At 57.1% G+C, this 15,767-nt stretch carries 18 protein-coding genes and 1 tRNA gene; 14 read left to right on the top strand and 5 right to left on the bottom strand.

Annotated features, from left to right (window positions below; translation table 11 throughout):
* Window positions 1-30 precede the first annotated feature (30 nt).
* Entirely contained in the window at window positions 31-576 is a 546-nt protein-coding gene (gene rfbC, locus AEQ63_RS10835) for a dTDP-4-dehydrorhamnose 3,5-epimerase (RefSeq protein WP_042608602.1), read from the bottom strand.
* Window positions 577-659: 83 nt separating this feature from the next.
* Window positions 660-1,184 (bottom strand): DUF3916 domain-containing protein, encoded by a 525-nt coding sequence (locus tag AEQ63_RS10830; RefSeq protein WP_064363412.1) that lies wholly within the window; start codon window positions 1,182-1,184, stop codon window positions 660-662.
* Between the two features lie 212 nt (window positions 1,185-1,396).
* Here AEQ63_RS10830 and AEQ63_RS10825 point away from each other — a divergent pair, with 212 nt between their 5' ends.
* The 9 genes from AEQ63_RS10825 (at window position 1,397) to AEQ63_RS27170 (ending at window position 11,250) form a co-directional block, all read left to right on the top strand.
* Window positions 1,397-4,309: an aminotransferase gene (locus AEQ63_RS10825; RefSeq protein ID WP_064363385.1), complete on the top strand. Its 2,913-nt coding sequence runs from the start codon at window positions 1,397-1,399 to the stop codon at window positions 4,307-4,309.
* 305 nt (window positions 4,310-4,614) lie between these two features.
* Window positions 4,615-5,493, top strand: coding sequence for an N-carbamoylputrescine amidase (aguB, locus tag AEQ63_RS10820; protein ID WP_064363384.1), 879 nt, complete (start codon window positions 4,615-4,617; stop codon window positions 5,491-5,493).
* Window positions 5,493-6,599, top strand: a complete 1,107-nt coding sequence (gene aguA / locus AEQ63_RS10815) for an agmatine deiminase (protein WP_064363383.1) — start codon at window positions 5,493-5,495, stop codon at window positions 6,597-6,599. Before aguB ends, aguA begins: the two co-directional genes overlap by 1 nt.
* Before the next feature lie 244 nt (window positions 6,600-6,843).
* Window positions 6,844-7,062 carry a hypothetical protein gene (locus AEQ63_RS10810; protein WP_064363382.1) on the top strand — a complete coding sequence of 73 codons (219 nt, stop codon included), beginning with the start codon at window positions 6,844-6,846 and terminating at the stop codon, window positions 7,060-7,062.
* Between the two features lie 457 nt (window positions 7,063-7,519).
* A complete protein-coding gene (locus AEQ63_RS10805; protein ID WP_064363381.1) occupies window positions 7,520-8,806 on the top strand; it encodes an OprD family porin in 1,287 nt (428 codons plus the stop codon).
* Between the two features lie 231 nt (window positions 8,807-9,037).
* The gene (locus AEQ63_RS10800; RefSeq protein ID WP_064363380.1) at window positions 9,038-9,784 is read left to right on the top strand and encodes a 2OG-Fe dioxygenase family protein; all 747 of its coding nucleotides are present in this window, start codon (window positions 9,038-9,040) and stop codon (window positions 9,782-9,784) included.
* Window positions 9,785-9,863: 79 nt separating this feature from the next.
* Complete coding sequence (locus tag AEQ63_RS10795) at window positions 9,864-10,241, top strand: GNAT family N-acetyltransferase (protein WP_042608609.1); 378 nt, start codon at window positions 9,864-9,866, stop codon at window positions 10,239-10,241.
* A complete protein-coding gene (locus AEQ63_RS10790) occupies window positions 10,238-10,954 on the top strand; it encodes an AzlC family ABC transporter permease (protein WP_064363379.1) in 717 nt (238 codons plus the stop codon). Before AEQ63_RS10795 ends, AEQ63_RS10790 begins: the two co-directional genes overlap by 4 nt.
* Window positions 10,933-11,250: an AzlD domain-containing protein gene (locus AEQ63_RS27170; RefSeq protein ID WP_042608611.1), complete on the top strand. Its 318-nt coding sequence runs from the start codon at window positions 10,933-10,935 to the stop codon at window positions 11,248-11,250. Before AEQ63_RS10790 ends, AEQ63_RS27170 begins: the two co-directional genes overlap by 22 nt.
* Here AEQ63_RS27170 and AEQ63_RS10785 read toward each other — a convergent pair.
* Entirely contained in the window at window positions 11,167-12,093 is a 927-nt protein-coding gene (locus AEQ63_RS10785; protein ID WP_042608612.1) for a LysR family transcriptional regulator, read from the bottom strand. The two genes, AEQ63_RS27170 and AEQ63_RS10785, sit on opposite strands and share 84 nt — an antisense overlap.
* A gap of 469 nt (window positions 12,094-12,562) precedes the next feature.
* Here AEQ63_RS10785 and AEQ63_RS10780 point away from each other — a divergent pair, with 469 nt between their 5' ends.
* From AEQ63_RS10780 to AEQ63_RS10765, 4 genes are all read left to right on the top strand, one after another.
* A complete protein-coding gene (locus tag AEQ63_RS10780; protein ID WP_042608613.1) occupies window positions 12,563-12,853 on the top strand; it encodes a type II toxin-antitoxin system RelB/DinJ family antitoxin in 291 nt (96 codons plus the stop codon).
* On the top strand, window positions 12,819-13,133 hold the full coding sequence (locus tag AEQ63_RS10775) for a type II toxin-antitoxin system YafQ family toxin (RefSeq protein ID WP_064363378.1): 315 nt from the start codon (window positions 12,819-12,821) through the stop codon (window positions 13,131-13,133). Before AEQ63_RS10780 ends, AEQ63_RS10775 begins: the two co-directional genes overlap by 35 nt.
* Window positions 13,134-13,267: 134 nt before the next feature.
* Window positions 13,268-13,675 (top strand): MbcA/ParS/Xre antitoxin family protein, encoded by a 408-nt coding sequence (locus AEQ63_RS10770; RefSeq protein WP_064363377.1) that lies wholly within the window; start codon window positions 13,268-13,270, stop codon window positions 13,673-13,675.
* Window positions 13,672-14,352 carry an RES family NAD+ phosphorylase gene (locus AEQ63_RS10765; protein WP_064363376.1) on the top strand — a complete coding sequence of 227 codons (681 nt, stop codon included), beginning with the start codon at window positions 13,672-13,674 and terminating at the stop codon, window positions 14,350-14,352. Before AEQ63_RS10770 ends, AEQ63_RS10765 begins: the two co-directional genes overlap by 4 nt.
* A 43-nt stretch (window positions 14,353-14,395) precedes the next feature.
* Here the strand turns inward: AEQ63_RS10765 and AEQ63_RS28935 are convergent, their stop codons facing one another.
* Window positions 14,396-14,533 carry a DUF3077 domain-containing protein gene (locus AEQ63_RS28935; RefSeq protein WP_236705255.1) on the bottom strand — a complete coding sequence of 46 codons (138 nt, stop codon included), beginning with the start codon at window positions 14,531-14,533 and terminating at the stop codon, window positions 14,396-14,398.
* A gap of 425 nt (window positions 14,534-14,958) precedes the next feature.
* Here AEQ63_RS28935 and AEQ63_RS27940 point away from each other — a divergent pair, with 425 nt between their 5' ends.
* Window positions 14,959-15,219 carry a hypothetical protein gene (locus AEQ63_RS27940; protein ID WP_152972346.1) on the top strand — a complete coding sequence of 87 codons (261 nt, stop codon included), beginning with the start codon at window positions 14,959-14,961 and terminating at the stop codon, window positions 15,217-15,219.
* Between the two features lie 404 nt (window positions 15,220-15,623).
* On the opposite strand, the gene AEQ63_RS10755 is transcribed toward AEQ63_RS27940, so the two are convergent.
* A tRNA-Thr gene (locus AEQ63_RS10755) sits at window positions 15,624-15,699 on the bottom strand.
* Between the last annotated feature and the right edge of the window lie 68 nt (window positions 15,700-15,767).

Genomic DNA, 15,767 nt, shown 5'->3' with positions numbered 1-15,767 from the left:
CGCTCGGCGAGTTTTTGTCCAGACCTTGCCTCAGGCGAAGACGTCAGCGTCCTTGAAAAGTGCGGCCGCCTGATCCTTGGTCGACAGTTTAGGCGCTGCGTCCAGTTGCCAGTCGATGCCCAGGTCCGGGTCATCCCAGCGGATCGCGCGTTCGGCTGAGGGTGAGTAGTAATCAGTGGTCTTGTAAAGAAATTCGGCGTAATCGCTCAGCACCACAAAGCCATGGGCAAAACCCTCCGGTATCCACATCTGCCGGTGGTTGTCGGCAGACAGACGCACGGCCACCCATTTGCCGAAATCGGGCGAGCTGCGGCGGATGTCCACGGCAACATCGAGCACTTCACCGGCGGTCACCCGAACCAGTTTGCCCTGGGTTTGCTGCAGTTGGTAATGCAGGCCACGCAGTACGCCTTTTTGTGACCGCGAATGGTTGTCCTGCACAAATTGAACATCGAGGCCGGTTGCTTCCAGAAACGCCTTGGCGTTGAAACTCTCGTAGAAAAAACCGCGCTCGTCACCAAACACCTTCGGTTCGATGATCAGAACACCGGGCAGGTCGGTGGTGATTACATTCATGAGTATTTCCATAGATTCAAGGCGAACGGGCGACATTCTTGCGCAAAGCGCTGCGAGGCGCGAGTGCCGACTGCGTGGAGGTGTCAATCCACCTCGCCAAAATACCAGCGTTCCTCGTGGTAATACTGGCCATCCCAGCCTTCAACCTCGTAGCGCAAGCCTCGCTCTCCCATGCCCTGTGGCAAAACCAGCCCCCATTCCAGAGACAGGCTTCTGCCGGTTTCCACATATTCGCTGTCGGAGGCAGGTATATGACCGCGGTGATATTCCAGATCCGCATAGATACAGATTTCGCTGGAAAACATACCGGGAACACAAATGGCTGCGACCACCCTGCAGTCAAGCGCATGCTCCGGTCGGGCCAGGCGTAGATGCTGCGCCGCGTCGATCAGGTGCTGGGCGCATTGCCTTTTCAGGTCGGGTGTCGCCTGTTTTCCTTCGACCATCGACATGTGGATTGGAATTTTCCAGTTGCAGTACTTGTCCTCGAGCGTGAGATCCGCTGGAAAGTATCCCTCGAAATCAGCGGCCCAGGCCGCCAGAGCTCGTAAGCGGCGCGGAATGTTGCGGACTTTTTTATTCGAAAGGGCGAGGCGACGATGGGACATGACTTGGTCTTGCATCCGTGCTGTGAAATTCAGGGCGCAGGTTGCACAGAGCTGCGCGGAAACACAATCTGAAAGTCATGTAGGAAAATTTGACTGGACGGCTTTCGCGACGGCGGGGCGGCCTTCTTCTGGTCGGTCTTCGTTATAAAGGGTTGCGTATCGCCGGGAGCAATGGCGATATAAGCGCCTAATAAAATGTCAGGGGTCGTTTCATGCCGCTCGCCACGTTGATTCATCGCGCCAGTTTGCCCGGTCCGCAGGTTTCAGAAGCGCAGGCGCTGCAATGGCTGGCCGAATATTACGGGCTTGGCGGCACCTTGCAGGCGCTGGGCAGCCAGCAGGATCTGAATTATCGCGTCGACAGTGCGCGTGGGCGCTTCGTGTTGAAAGTCTGTCGGGGTGACTACGCGCTTTCGGAGCTGCAGGCCCAGCACGCCGGGCTCAAGTATCTGGCCGAGCACTCGGCGATCAAGGTACCACGCGTGATCGCTGCCAATAACGGCGAAGACCTGTTGTCGCTGCACGCCAATGGCGAAGCGGTACATGTGCGGTTGCTGGAGTACATCGACGGGCAGCCGTTGACCGATTTCGATCATCTTGGTCAGGACGTGGTCGCCGGTTTTGGCCGACTCTGTGGCGAGATGGATCTGGCGCTGGCAGGCTTCGATCACCCCGGCCTCGAGCGCACCTTGCAGTGGGACGCGCGCCATGCCAACGCGTTGATCAATCACCTGTTGCCGGTGATCAGCGACGAGCAGCAGCGCGCGGCGATAGGCGCTGCCGCCGAGCGGGCCGAGCGCCATTTGCGGCCGCTGCTGGGCAAGTTGCCGGTGCAGGCGATTCACATGGATATCACCGATGACAATGTCGTCTGGCAGCGCGATGTTCAGCGCCATTGGCAGTTGCAAGGGGTGATCGATTTCGGTGATCTGGTGCGTACGTGGCGTATCACCGATCTCTCGGTGACCTGTGCGGCTTTGCTGCATCACGCCGATGGCGATCCGTTTGTCATCCTGCCGGCGGTCAAGGCGTATCACGCGGTCAATCCGCTGCACTACGAAGAGCTGCAAGCGCTGTGGCCGTTGATCGTCGCGCGAGCGGCGGTGCTGGTGCTCAGTGGCGAGCAGCAGGTGAGCGTCGATCCGGGCAATACCTACAGCCGCGACAACCTCAGTCATGAGTGGGAGATCTTCCGCGTCGCGACCTCGGTGCCACTGGCGCTGATGGAGGCGGCGATTCTGACGGCCGTGGGCCAGTCCCTGCCCGGTGTCGAAAACATTCAATTTGCGCCACTGCTGCCCGGCCTGGTCGGGCGCGAATTTGCCCTGATCGACTTGGGTGTGCTGAGCCCGCACTTCGAGGCCGGCAATTGGGAGCAGCAGGGCATTGATCAGCGTTTGCTGACAGAGGCCGCAACGGTGCACGGGCTGGCGGCCACGCGTTATGGCCAGTACCGCTTGTCACGCACGCGGCCGGACAGCGCGACTGAACCGGATACGTTCCCGCTGCATGTCGAATTGCATGTGCTGCCTGGAACCGACGTGCAAGCACCGTTCGCGGGTGTTCTGAGTCATACGGCGGACGGTGCGCTGCGGCTTGACGGGCCGCAGTTCAGTGTTCGGCTATGGGGCGTGACGCCATTCCCTGACCCTGGCGCAGCGCTGGACCATGGCCAGCGAATCGGTGAGGTCAGCGGGCCTTTGCTCGTGCAATTGTGCCGAGCAGCAGAGCTCGACGCGCCGCTGTTCTGCACGCCGTCCCGGGCACTGGCCTGGCAGGCGTTGTGCCCGTCACCGGCGACGTTGCTTGGCCTCGCCTGCGACGCCGAGCCAGAGCTGGACGCGCAAACCCTGCTCGCGCGTCGCGATGCCAGTTTCGCCCGTACGCAAAAACACTATTACGTCGACCCGCCACGCATCGAGCGCGGCTGGCGCAATCATCTGATCGACATGCACGGCCGATCGTATCTGGACATGCTCAACAACGTTGCAGTCCTGGGCCACGGCCACCCGCGCATGGCGGCGGTCGCGGCGCGGCAATGGTCGTTGCTCAATACCAACTCGCGGTTCAACTATGCGGCAGTCGCCGAGTTTTCCGAACGCTTGCTCAAGCTCGCCCCGAAGGGCATGGACCGGGTGTTCCTGGTCAACAGCGGCAGCGAGGCCAATGACCTGGCGATTCGCCTGGCCTGGGCCTACAGCGGCGGGCGCGACATGATCAGTGTCCTCGAGGCCTATCACGGCTGGACGGTCGGCGCCGATGCGGTTTCAACGTCGATTGCCGACAACCCGAAAGCTCTGGAAAGCCGCCCGGACTGGGTGCACCCAGTGACGGCGCCGAACACCTATCGCGGCGAATTCCGTGGCCCCGAATCGGCGCCTGAATACGTGCGCAGCGTCGAACATCATCTGCGAAAACTTGCCGAGCAGAAGCGGCAACTGGCCGGTTTCATTTGCGAGCCGGTGTACGGCAATGCCGGCGGTATTTCGTTGCCGGCGGGTTATCTGCAAAAGGTCTATGCGCTGGTGCGTGCACAGGGCGGGGTGTGCATCGCTGACGAGGTGCAGGTCGGTTATGGGCGCATGGGCAAATTCTTTTGGGGCTTCGAAGATCAGGGCGTGGTGCCGGACATCATCACCATGGCCAAAGGCATGGGCAATGGTCAGCCTCTTGGCGCGGTGATCACTCGTCGAGAGATAGCCGAGGCGCTGGAGGCCGAGGGCTACTTCTTCTCCTCGGCGGGCGGCAGTCCGGTCAGTTGTCAGATCGGCATGGCAGTGCTGGACGTTATGGAAGAAGAAAAGCTCTGGGAAAACGCCCAAGTCGTCGGCGGCCACTTCAAGGCGCGACTGGAAGCGTTGATCGATAAACATCCGCTGGTTGGCGCGGTACACGGCTCAGGGTTCTATCTGGGACTCGAGCTGATCCGCAATCGGCAGACGCTGGAGCCGGCGACTGCAGAGACTGCGTTGCTGTGTGATCGCCTGCGTGAGCTGGGGATTTTCATGCAGCCGACCGGCGATGACTTGAACATCCTCAAGATCAAACCACCGATGGTGACGTCGCGCCAGAGCGTGGATTTCTTTGTCGATATGCTGGATCGGGTGCTTACCGAAGGCTTGTAAGCAAGGCACATCCCATGTGGGAGCGAGCCTGCTCGCGAAAGCTGTGTATCAGTCGCCAGATGCGGTGACAGACACACCGCATTCGCGAGCAGGCTCGCTCCCACATTTGTATTCGGTCTAAAGTTCGATTTGTATCGATTTACTAAGCGTTTAAATAGCGTATTTTCTGATTTATAGGTTTTAAAGCCGATATTTATCGGTTATAAAGTCGCCATTGCCCCGGCCTTGGCGATCTCTTGTCCGGTGCGCGCGTTTCTTTTCGGTCGAATTCGTCGACCGTCAAAGCACTAGCCCGGAGATGATTCATGAGCCGTATCGTTACCGTCGCCGCCACGCAGATGGCCTGTTCGTGGGATCTTGAAGCCAACCTCGAAACTGCTGAAAGGCTGGTGCGTGAAGCCGCCGCCAAAGGTGCGCAGATCATCCTGATTCAAGAGCTGTTCGAGGCACCGTACTTTTGCCAGAAGCCGAATCCGGATTACCTGCAACTGGCAACGACCGTTGAAGAAAACGTCGCCATCAGGCATTTCCAGAAAATCGCCCAAGAACTTCGAGTGGTGTTGCCGATCAGCTTCTACGAGCTGGCCGGGCGGGCGCGCTTCAACAGCATCGCGATCATCGACGCCGATGGCAGCAATCTCGGGATTTATCGTAAAAGCCACATCCCGGACGGCCCGGGCTATCACGAGAAGTATTACTTCAACCCGGGCGACACCGGTTTCAAAGTGTGGAACACCCGTTACGCGAAAATCGGCGTAGGCATCTGCTGGGATCAGTGGTTTCCGGAAGCGGCCCGCAGCATGGCCCTGCAAGGCGCGGAAATCCTGTTCTATCCGACCGCCATTGGCAGCGAGCCACACGACAACAGCATTTCTTCGCGCGATCACTGGCAACGTGTGCAGCAGGGCCATGCCGGCGCCAACCTGATGCCGCTGATCGCCAGCAACCGCATCGGCAACGAAGAACAGGACGGTTATGACATCACCTTCTATGGCTCATCGTTCATCGCCAACCAGTTCGGTGAAAAAGTGCAGGAGCTGAATAAAACCGAAGAAGGTATTCTTGTGCACACGTTCAACCTTGACGAGCTCGAGCATATTCGCAGCGCGTGGGGTTCATTCCGCGACCGCCGGCCGAATCTGTACGGCGCGTTGAAAACCCTCGACGGTTCCCTGGAGTCCTGATGACCACATTGAAAAGTACCCCACGCGCCGACGGCTTCTACATGCCGGCCGAGTGGGCGCCACAAACCCAGACCTGGATGATCTGGCCCGAGCGCCCGGACAACTGGCGTCTGGGTGGCAAACCGGCGCAGGCCGCGCACGCCACAGTGGCCAAAGCCATCGCCCGCTTCGAGCCGGTGACCGTTGCCGTCTCCGCCGGCCAATACGAAAACGCCCGCGCGCGCCTCGATGTGCCGAATATCCGCGTGGTGGAAATGTCCAGCGACGACGCCTGGGTTCGCGACAGCGGCCCGACCTTCGTCATCAACAATCGTGGCGAAGTGCGCGGTGTGAACTGGGATTTCAACGCCTGGGGTGGTTTCGATGGCGGTCTGTATGCGCCGTGGAATCGTGACTCGCAGGTCGGCGGCAAAATCCTCGAGATCGAGCGCAGCCCGCGCTACCGCACTGAAGGTTTCGTGCTCGAAGGCGGTTCGATTCATGTCGACGGCGAAGGCACTTTGATCACCACCGAAGAATGCCTGCTCAACCGCAATCGCAACCCGCACCTGAGCCGCGAAGAAATCGAAGCGGTGCTCAGTGACAACCTGTCCGTGGACAAGATCATCTGGCTGCCGGATGGTCTGTTCAACGACGAAACCGACGGCCATGTGGATAACTTCTGCTGTTACGTGCGCCCGGGAGAAGTATTGCTGGCGTGGACCGATGATCCGCAGGATCCGAACTATCCACGCTGCCAGGCCGCAATGCGCGTGCTGCAAGACAGCACCGACGCCAAGGGCCGCCCGTTCACGGTGCACAAAATGCCGATTCCGGGGCCGTTGTATGCGACCGAGGAAGAGTGCGCCGGGGTCGATCCGGTGGACGGCTCGCAGGAGCGTAATCCGTCCGTGCGCCTGGCCGGTTCCTACGTGAATTTCCTGATCGTCAACGGCGGCATCATCGCGCCGAGCTTCGATGACCCGATGGACGCGCCAGCCAAGGAAATCCTGCAGAAGCTGTTCCCGCAGCACGAAGTGGTGATGGTGCCGGGCCGCGAACTGTTACTGGGTGGCGGCAATATTCACTGCCTTACCCAGCAACAGTCGGCGCCGCACAAAGAGTGAGTTGAGTCGTAACAGCTTGAGTTGGTTAACAAATCAGCCTGGCAATGATTAGCTCGCTACGCATGAAAGCAAGCCCGCAGCCCGTCAGGACCGCGGGCTTGTTTGTATCCGCCGGTCGCTGTTCGGCGCGCTTTGGCATAGCTCTTGTATTGCTTCTGTTGCACTAGGGAGGGCGGGGAACTTCAACAGTTCTGTCACAAACCTTGGATAACTTAGCCGCTCATGAACGGGGGAGAGCGCTGAAATGAACGCCGAAGTGAACGTAGTCAGCGAGCGGACTGTGCATCCCATGGCCGTCAATGGCGAATCGCTCCAGCTTGTCGCGCACTGGTTGAAGTCCAATGGAACGCGTCAGATCAGAGAACCTGATCCGCGCCGGATGATGATCGAGCGCTACCCCGCTGGGCTGTTCAGCGAGGCCGAACTGGAAGCGTTGTGGGATGTGATGGAAGGACAGGAGTAACAGGGATTGATCAAAGCGCTGCCGGGATTGGCGGCGCTTTTTTTTGCCTGAATTTTATCTACAGGTATTCAAAGGTGGGAGCGAGCCTGCTCGCGAAGGCGTCCGCCCTGCCAATGACTCGTTGACTGATTCATCGCTTTTCGCGAGCAGGCTCGCTCCCACAAATCAAAACTCCCTGCTTAATCTGGTTTTCCTGCAATTGCCCAGCTAAGAATTTACGTTTCTTAGACGTTTTTCGCCTATTTAAAGACGATTCTTGAAATTGACACACTGTTAAGGGCGCGGCTACGATTCCGCCCAACGCCTGTGGCTAACCGCCATGACTCAAAATAAGGAGCAGGCCCGCCATGACGTATCCGTCGACGGGTCTTTTTGTTTCGGGGTGAATACAAGAGTGCAAAAGCGCCGTTTCAGCCGTTCGACACAGCGCGTTTCAACCCGTAATAAGGAAAACAAAATGTTGAACAAGCGAATCAGTCTGATCGCACTGGGGATGTTGAGTGCTACACAGGCCATGGCTAACGACCAGGCCGAATCCAAGGGTTTCGTTGAAGACAGCAGCCTCAAAGTGCTGCTGCGCAACGCCTACATCAATCGTGATTACAAAGACGGTCGCCCGGACAAAGCCGAGTGGGGCCAGGCGGCGATCGGGACGTTCTCGTCCGGCTTCACCCAAGGCACCGTGGGTGTCGGTGTTGACGCCTTTGGTCTGTACGCATTGCGTCTGGACGGTGGCAAGGGACGCACCGGCGCCCAAGGCATCGACTTCTTCAAGCAGGAAAATGACGGTCGCGCCAACCACGACATCGCCAAGGGCGGCGCAGCGGTCAAATTCCGCTTCTCCAACACCGTGCTGACCTACGGCGACCAGATGCCGGCCCTGCCGGTGCTGAGTTACGACAACGTGCGTCTGTTGCCGGAAAGCTACACCGGTACTTTGATCACTTCCCGTGAGATCAAAGGTCTGGAGTTGAATGCCGGTCGTTTTACCGCTGAATCGCGCAAGAGCGATGAAGGCCGTGACAGCGGCGGTCTGAAGTCGATCAATGTATTGGGCGGCAGCTATCAGTTCACCGAACGCTTCAAAGGCGCGCTCTATGCGTCGGACGTTGAAGACGTCTTGAAGAAACAGTACGTGAACGCCAACTACGTGATTCCGTTCAACAAGGACCAGTCGCTGACCCTGGACTTCAACGGCTATCGCACCAAACTGGACAACTCCTATGTCCGCGAAAACGGTGTAACCGGCGACGACAACAAGATCTGGAGCCTGGCGGCGACCTTCGCCACCGGCCCGCACTCGTTCACCGTGGCGCACCAGCGTTCCACCGGCGACAGCAACCTGGGTTACGCCTACGGCGGTTATCAGAAAGGTCAGGGGCGTGTCGGTGACGGTGGCAATACCATCTACCTGGCCAACTCCTACTGGTCGGACTTCAACGCCGAAGATGAACGCAGCTGGCAGCTGGGCTACGGCCTGGACTTCGGTGCATTCGGCGTTCCGGGCCTGAGCTACAACTTCGCTTACGTGCGTGGCGACAACATCACCACCTCCACCAGCGAAGGCGGCACCGAGCGCGAGATCTTCAACCAGTTCAAGTACGTCGTGCAAAGTGGTCCGGCCAAAGACCTGAGCGTGAAACTGCGCAGCTCGATTCTGCGTGTCTCGCAGAAATCCAGCGAGTACAACGTCAGCGGTAACGAAGTGCGAGTATTCGTGGACTATCCGATCAATATCTTCTGATGATCGAAATGCTGTAAGAAAAATGAGAAAACCCCGATTCGTTCGGGGTTTTTTTTCGACGGTTTTTCAGTCGAAACGGGAAATAACCAGTGTTTTTGTCATGTAAAAGTTGTTTTCGATGCGTTGCAGGTTTCGTTTCAAACAACACTTCAAATGCCTGAAATTCTTTCTCATGGACGCAAATTCTCCACCTAATAGATTAAGGCGTTCAACGCAACGGAGAATCTGGTAATGATCGTTTTGAACAGAGAAGTGGGCGAATCGCTACGGCGCGACAAGTTTGTCAACGTCCAGGGTGGTGACTTCAATCTCTACGGTCATTTTGCCGACTTCGTCAGACTGACCAAGAGTTGGGAAAACATGGAGCCTGACAGCTATTACGGTCAGGCCGAAGCCGGCATGCGCTACCGTCGTTACAGCGACTTTGAATACAACCCGAAAACCCGCGAACTCAAACAACTCGAGCATCGCGCCTATGTGCAATCGAAAGCGAACAACGCCTATGTCGGCGGCGTGGTACGGCACTTTCAGGACTTTTCCGAAGAAGTGATCTCTTCACCGGTGATGCGCAGCCTGATCGACACCGATTTCGAAGTGTACAAGAGCGTTCTGCCGGAAGAGTTGCACGATGAAATCTGGCAATGCCAGATCCATCAGATTCGCATCGAGATCAAACCCGGCAAACAGCTGGAGATCACTCCCGAAGGCATTCACTGCGATGGCTATCCGTTCAGCGGCGTGCACTTCTGGGGACGCAATAACGTCGAGGGTGCGGAGAGTCGTCTGTACGACATCCACAAGCATCAATTGGCGGCGACCACCTACGAGGAAATTCTCGACACCACCTACTTCCTCGATCGCGACATGCGTCACTACGTGACCCCGGCGCGCAACACTCACACGCATGCCATGGCATACCGGCAGATTCTGGCAATTTCCTTCTCGCGGCCCGGGACCGCTTTCGACATTGTTCGCTAATCAGATCACCCCAATCGACGGCGTCGAATGCTCGACGCCAGTGGTCCTGCGCCGGGCTACGGCCAAGGATGCGCAACGCATGGAGCGCTTCTTCCGCCAGTTCGACGAAGTGTCGTTCTGCGAATGGCAGGACGCCAAATGCCTGCGCGGCGTGTTGATCCAGAAAACCACCACGGCGTACCTGGCGTTCGATGTCGACGGCGAGATCGTCGGCGCGGTGCTGGGCGGCATGCTCGGCAGCCGCGGCACGATCAATCATCTGGCCGTCAGCCCGCGCTACCGCAGCCAGGGCGTGGGTCAGCGCCTGGTCGAAGCCGCGTCATCCGACATGAAGCGGGTCGGGGTTCTGCGGATGTTTCTGTTCGTCGACGATGCTAACCTCGCGGGCAAGCGATTCTGGACCGCCCAGGGTTTTTGCGAACCTCACGGCGAACGGACATTTGAGAGGGATCTATGAATGAAAGGTCCGGCAGCGCACCGTTGATGGCGACTCATCAGCCGTCGCGCACGTTTGCCGAAGCCAGCCCGGTGGTCGCCGGGTATTTCACCGTGTCGTTTGTCTTCGGGCTGATGGCGGTCAACGCTGGTTTGCCGATGTGGCTGCCGGTGGCGATGTGCTTGTTCGTGTATGCCGGCGCATCGCAATTCGCCGCGCTGGCGCTGATCTCCAGCGGCGCATCGCTGACCACCATCGTACTGACCACGTTCCTGATCAATGCGCGGCACATGCTGATGTCGGTGTACATGGCCAAGGCCCTGCGCGCCCTTGGCTTGAGCCGCATGGAACGTTGGGCTTACGCCGGTGGCCTGACCGACGAATCCTTCGCCTTCCACAGCGTCAAGCTCGGCACTGGCGCGCCGGTCAATGTGCGTTATCTGATCGGTTTCAACCTGTTCTGCCACACGTCGTGGGTGCTCGGCGGTTTGCTCGGTGCGGTCTGCGCGCAGTACGCGGCGCACTTGATCAAATATCAGCTCGATTACGCACTGACGGCGATGATGCTCTACGTGCTGGTTTCGCTGTGCAACACGCGCAGAAAACTGATCGCCGCCGCTGCCGCCGTGGTCTGCATGGGAGCACTGAGCCTGATCGGCAGTTCGCCCTTCAACGTATTTATCGCCACGTTTGTGGGCTGCGGAGTGGGTGTATGCCTGACCAAACGTTCCTGATTCTGGTGGTGGCATTGATGATGGCCGTGACCTTTCTGCCACGTGCCTTGCCGCTGCAGATCAACACCGAACACTGGCCGCCGTTCGTGGCGCGGGCGCTGGAATATTTGCCGGTGGCGATCGTCGCTGCGATCAGCCTCACGCCCCTGTTGATCAAGGACCGGCAGATACAGCTAGATCGCCCGGAATTCTATGCCGCGATTCCGACGTTGCTATGTGCGTATTTCAGCAAAAACCTCTTTCTCAGTGTGGCGGTGGGGACGGCTGCGTACATTGCGCTCGGCTCGTTCATGTAGCGGCATATCGACGACATCGTTCAACGCCTGGTGCGACAACTCCGGATTGTTCACCGCCAGGCGCACTTCGAGAAAATCCTCGAAACCGGGGAAGATCGTCAGGCCGTTCTTCTGCGCCGCTTCACGCGAGACCATACCGACCGCATCCATCTGTGTGATGAGCGACAGCGTCAAGGTTTCGCTGCATGAATAGACCATGCGCTGACCGTTCTCGTGATTACCCAGGCCGGCGTCGAGAAAACGCAAAAAGCTGTGGGAATACGGACAGTCTTCTGCAGGACGCACCTGGAACTTGTTGCCCAGCAAGGTCAAAGGATCGTTTTCCTGACCGCAATGCGCACCGACCACCTGCACCTGCACATCCGGCAGCACGATGCTCGGCAAGCCGGGACGCTGCGGGCCGATCAGCACGGCGAGGTCGAAATCTTCGTTCTTCAGCTTGCTGAGATTTTCCATCGACTCGGCGTAGCTGAATTCCATCTGGTAATCGGGAAACACCTCGATCAGACGTCCGATCATGCGCCGGTTGAAGTCAGGCGACAGCGTGTTGTTCAACGCCACCTTCAACGTCCGCTGCCCCGGCACCTTCAGGGCCTCGACCTTTTCCTCCATCTGCCGCGTGGCGATCAACACTTTGTCGATGTAGGGCGTCAGCTCCGTGCCTTGCGGCGTCAGCGTCAGCCCCTTGTTTGAACGGCGAAACAAGCGGAAACCGAACTGCTCTTCGACCTTGTTCAACTGCGCGGCCAACGCCTGCACAGTCAGGCACGAATGCTCGGCTGCAGCCGACAACGAGCCGGTCTGCACGATGCGCATGAGGTTGCGTAAGGTTCTGCTATCCATGGGTAATGCCCTCTGAAGTGGGCTGGGTATTGTTGTTTACGAAACGACCGAACCGGCGCCATATGCCGGCTATATTCCTGCACCTGAGCATAGTTGTCGCGGATTTAGTAGCGAATTGATTCCCCCGCCGATGGCTGGAGGCTGACAGAGGATCGGGGTTTTTGGTGGCGTGGGGGTGATGGAAGTCATAAAAAGTGCTGGGTTTTGGTGCGTGGGGGCGGTTTTTCCGATGAGAAACGGCTTACATCCTCCGAGGTTTTTGCCAGCGTCACGCGCAGAACGATCTCAGGCAGAGTAGCGATTTAGCTGATAGCGCTTACCTGTCAAAGGAGTTGAAATGGATGCCTGGCATTCGATCCATGGCGGTTAACAACCACCTATCAACTTCGCGTTGACCGACGAAGATCCCTCCGACCACAATGTAGAGGTAGCGCTGATGTAGCTACAAAATCACAACGAGGTAATCGTAATGGCTGCACTACTGAAAACTACCGATGTGCGTTGCCGCATTGATGAGGATTTGAAAACGCGTGCCACTGAAGTCTTAAACGCTTGCGGGCTGAGCATCAGCGACGCCATGCGACTTTTTCTGCGACAGGTTGTTGCCACTCAGGGGCTTCCCTTCGAGGTGCGAGTTCCATCAGAGAAAACGGCGCGCGCAATGATGGAAGCACGAGAAATCCGTGAGCGTTTCGACTCCATAGACGACATGCTGAGGACTGTTGATGGCGAAACCGGAGAAAACGCAAAAACGCGCTGATCGGCCTGAACAGTGTGCACAGACTTGTGAATTCAAGAAGTCTTGGGATCGTTATAGCCGTGCCGGAAGGCGAGACATGAACGACGTCCGGAATGTGATGGCGATGTTGTTCTTGGGGCAGCAATTACCCGCAGAATATCTGGATCATTGGCTGACTGGAGATTGGTCTGGATTCCGCGAGTGTCATATCGGTGGCGATTTTCTGTTGGTTTACGAGAACACACGCCCAGACCTGATCACGTTTGTGGATTTGGGGAGCCATTCGGAATTGTTTAAATAGCGCAGAAATACATAAGCCGGCTTAACTCCGGCTTCTGTGCGGCTGTTTGTTGCGATTGTTCGTTTGTGTATCAAAACTCTAAAAAATTACAGTTTTGTACTAGTCTTGAGCTAAGACAAAATCAGGAGGCGTCTATGCCTACCTCATCTCCAGCCCTCATCCCACGCGAACAACTCGACGCCCCCGAAGCCGGTCGCGTCGCGCTGAAGTTCTTCTTCAACCTTATGGAGCGTTGGGGCTGCAGCGCCGAGCAGCAACGCACATTGCTGGGCGGTGTCGGCAACACCACGTTCTATAAATACAAACACCTGCCAAACATACGCCTGCCCCACGACACCCTCGAGCGTATCTCTTACCTGATGGGCATTCACAAGGCGTTGAGCATCATCTTCAGCAACAGCCGCGAGCGCGCTTACGCTTGGGTCAGCAGCCCGAACACCGCGGCACCGTTCAACGGCAAAACTGCACTGGATTACATGCTGGCGGGCAGGGTAGTCGACATCGCCGATGTGCGCCGCTACCTCGATGGAGTGCGCGGTTGAAAACGCCGGCGCTGGTCGAGGTGCCATGGCCGCGCGCGTATCGCATCGTCAACAGCAGCTTCCCGCCGATTGCGCTGTTCGAAGATGTGCTCGATCCAGAAGACCTCGAAGTCGCCTACGCCATCGAAGCGCTAACCAATGATCGTCTGATCGAGCAGGCCGGCGTGCTCGCCCGCGTGCGCCCCGAAGATCGCCTGTCCGGCCCCGGTTCCAGTCCAGTAATGGCCGCGTTTACCCATGTCGGCAAACGCAGCCGGTTCAGCGACGGCACCTTCGGCGTCTATTACGCTGCCAGCAGCCAGGCCGCAGCCATCGCCGAAACCTGTTACCACCAGGAACGCTTCCTCGCCGCGACCCAGGAAGCCGATCTCGAATTGACCATGCGCACTTACGTCAATCAGGTGATCAAACCGCTGCATGACGTTCGTCATGGCTTTGATCATTTGCATCAGCCTGATCCGGACGCCTACGGGCCGTCGCAGGTATTTGCGCGGCAATTGCGCGATGCTGAATCTTGGGGCTTGCTCTATAACAGCGTGCGATTGGCGGGGCATGAATGCGTTGCGGCGTTTCGGCCCCCGGCGGTTTCGATTCCGAAGCAGGGCAAACATTTGCGCTATGTGTGGAGTGCGGGTCAGCAGAAGATTTCGTTTGTGTTCGAGATCAGTCAGGTCTGAAACGCAAAAAGCCCTCGCATCAGCGAGGGCCCTACACCGGCGTTTACATCAACGGCTTATCCGACGGCGCATCCATCACTTTGACTACATCATCGATCAGCGCCGTGCTTAATTCCTGTAAGTACTGAGAGGCAAAAGCGTGAAGGTCAGGGTCGTGAGGGACTGTGGAGTCAGCGGTCAGTAGCTTGTGAAAAAGGAGTCTGTTCCCAATGCTGCTAGAGGGGGCTGTAAGCCTTGTGTGACGTGGCTTTGAGCAATTACCAAAGAAGGTAATTTGGGGGGTAATCGAAAAGATAATTTTTTCGTAAGTTCATGATTTAAAAGGCTTTTACAAGGTTAGGATTTGACTAGGGTAAAAGTTAATCTGATTACTAGAAAATTACTATGTTATTACCTTTGAGACATCGTATTAACCCATTGATCTTAAAGATATTGTTTTCTAATGAAGAACGGATTATCTAAATTACCTTTTTCCCGCGGGTCAACAAAAGACGAGGATTGTGGTTCGCCGGGATGGTGCAGTGAAGCGTTTCACTTAAGGTGACTGCCGTCTAAAAGCTCCCATGCGCGCCGCCGTCGCATATAGGTACTGTAGAAAGTCATCCAATGGCTCACACCGGCTCAGTTCCGCTTTACGTCCGTGATCCACTCGGGCCGGATCACCGCGATCGGATTTTCTTGAGCGACAATTTCAAAAATGAACTGCTGGGTTTGCTCGTGACCGTCATCTACCGACTTAGAGTGAAGCTGAAATCTCACCTCGATCCGATTGTGTCTGTACCTGCCCTCACGGACACTATCAATCCCGAATTGATTGATATGGCCGATGGGGAACGTATATGCGGCACCACCAGGCCCGATCAATGACCACCTTTGGTTACTAGGTGTGTCATAAGTCTCATCGCCGATCTGCAACTGAAGAGAGGTAAGCATCACAAAGCAGGGGTGCGGCCCTATGTTCAACGGACGTACGCTAGTGACGTATACCGTTTCCTCGGGCACTGGACTGATACGCTCTACATTCACGACTGGCACTACGTACGGACGATATTTCGCCCTGTACTCTCGCCTTAAGTAGAAAAGGGTAATGCTGGTGATCATGAGCGCTAGGATTGCTACAGCGGCTGTAACGGCATTTGCATAATCAGCGGAGAAAGTCTTAAGCCATTCCATTATGCAGCCACCCTCAGTGAACAACGTGCTTGTTACGTCCCTTGATACGTCTAGCGCAAAAACAAAAGGCCCGCATTGCTGCGAGCCTTTGTTTTGTATGGTGCCGGCACCAGGAGTCGAACCCGGGACCTACTGATTACAAGTCAGTTGCTCTACCAACTGAGCTATACCGGCGTGTGGGCGACGATTATAGCGATTGGGAAGATCCTGTAAACCCCTGAATTCAGACTATTTTTGCATCC

Origin of the sequence: Pseudomonas sp. RIT-PI-o (assembly GCF_001297215.1) — a bacterium.
Taxonomy (GTDB): domain Bacteria; phylum Pseudomonadota; class Gammaproteobacteria; order Pseudomonadales; family Pseudomonadaceae; genus Aquipseudomonas; species Aquipseudomonas moraviensis_A.
The sequence above is the reverse complement of the archived record's forward strand: the minus strand, read 5'-3'. Positions and strand labels throughout refer to the sequence as shown.

Excerpts from the sequence above, each read along its gene's own strand:
- AEQ63_RS27170 (WP_042608611.1), top strand. The coding sequence starts at position 10,933 with ATGCCTGACCAAACGTTCCTGATTCTGGTGGTGGCATTGATGATGGCC.
- AEQ63_RS10770 (WP_064363377.1), top strand. The coding sequence starts at position 13,268 with ATGCCTACCTCATCTCCAGCCCTCATCCCACGCGAACAACTCGACGCC.
- AEQ63_RS27940 (WP_152972346.1), top strand. The coding sequence starts at position 14,959 with ATGGCTCACACCGGCTCAGTTCCGCTTTACGTCCGTGATCCACTCGGG.
- AEQ63_RS10810 (WP_064363382.1), top strand. The coding sequence starts at position 6,844 with ATGAACGCCGAAGTGAACGTAGTCAGCGAGCGGACTGTGCATCCCATG.
- AEQ63_RS10780 (WP_042608613.1), top strand. The coding sequence starts at position 12,563 with ATGGCTGCACTACTGAAAACTACCGATGTGCGTTGCCGCATTGATGAG.
- rfbC (WP_042608602.1), bottom strand. The coding sequence starts at position 576 with ATGAATGTAATCACCACCGACCTGCCCGGTGTTCTGATCATCGAACCG.
- AEQ63_RS10825 (WP_064363385.1), top strand. The coding sequence starts at position 1,397 with ATGCCGCTCGCCACGTTGATTCATCGCGCCAGTTTGCCCGGTCCGCAG.
- AEQ63_RS10790 (WP_064363379.1), top strand. The coding sequence starts at position 10,238 with ATGAATGAAAGGTCCGGCAGCGCACCGTTGATGGCGACTCATCAGCCG.
- AEQ63_RS10795 (WP_042608609.1), top strand. The coding sequence starts at position 9,864 with ATGGAGCGCTTCTTCCGCCAGTTCGACGAAGTGTCGTTCTGCGAATGG.
- aguA (WP_064363383.1), top strand. The coding sequence starts at position 5,493 with ATGACCACATTGAAAAGTACCCCACGCGCCGACGGCTTCTACATGCCG.
- AEQ63_RS10830 (WP_064363412.1), bottom strand. The coding sequence starts at position 1,184 with ATGTCCCATCGTCGCCTCGCCCTTTCGAATAAAAAAGTCCGCAACATT.
- AEQ63_RS10805 (WP_064363381.1), top strand. The coding sequence starts at position 7,520 with ATGTTGAACAAGCGAATCAGTCTGATCGCACTGGGGATGTTGAGTGCT.
- AEQ63_RS10800 (WP_064363380.1), top strand. The coding sequence starts at position 9,038 with ATGATCGTTTTGAACAGAGAAGTGGGCGAATCGCTACGGCGCGACAAG.
- AEQ63_RS10775 (WP_064363378.1), top strand. The coding sequence starts at position 12,819 with ATGGCGAAACCGGAGAAAACGCAAAAACGCGCTGATCGGCCTGAACAG.
- AEQ63_RS10785 (WP_042608612.1), bottom strand. The coding sequence starts at position 12,093 with ATGGATAGCAGAACCTTACGCAACCTCATGCGCATCGTGCAGACCGGC.
- aguB (WP_064363384.1), top strand. The coding sequence starts at position 4,615 with ATGAGCCGTATCGTTACCGTCGCCGCCACGCAGATGGCCTGTTCGTGG.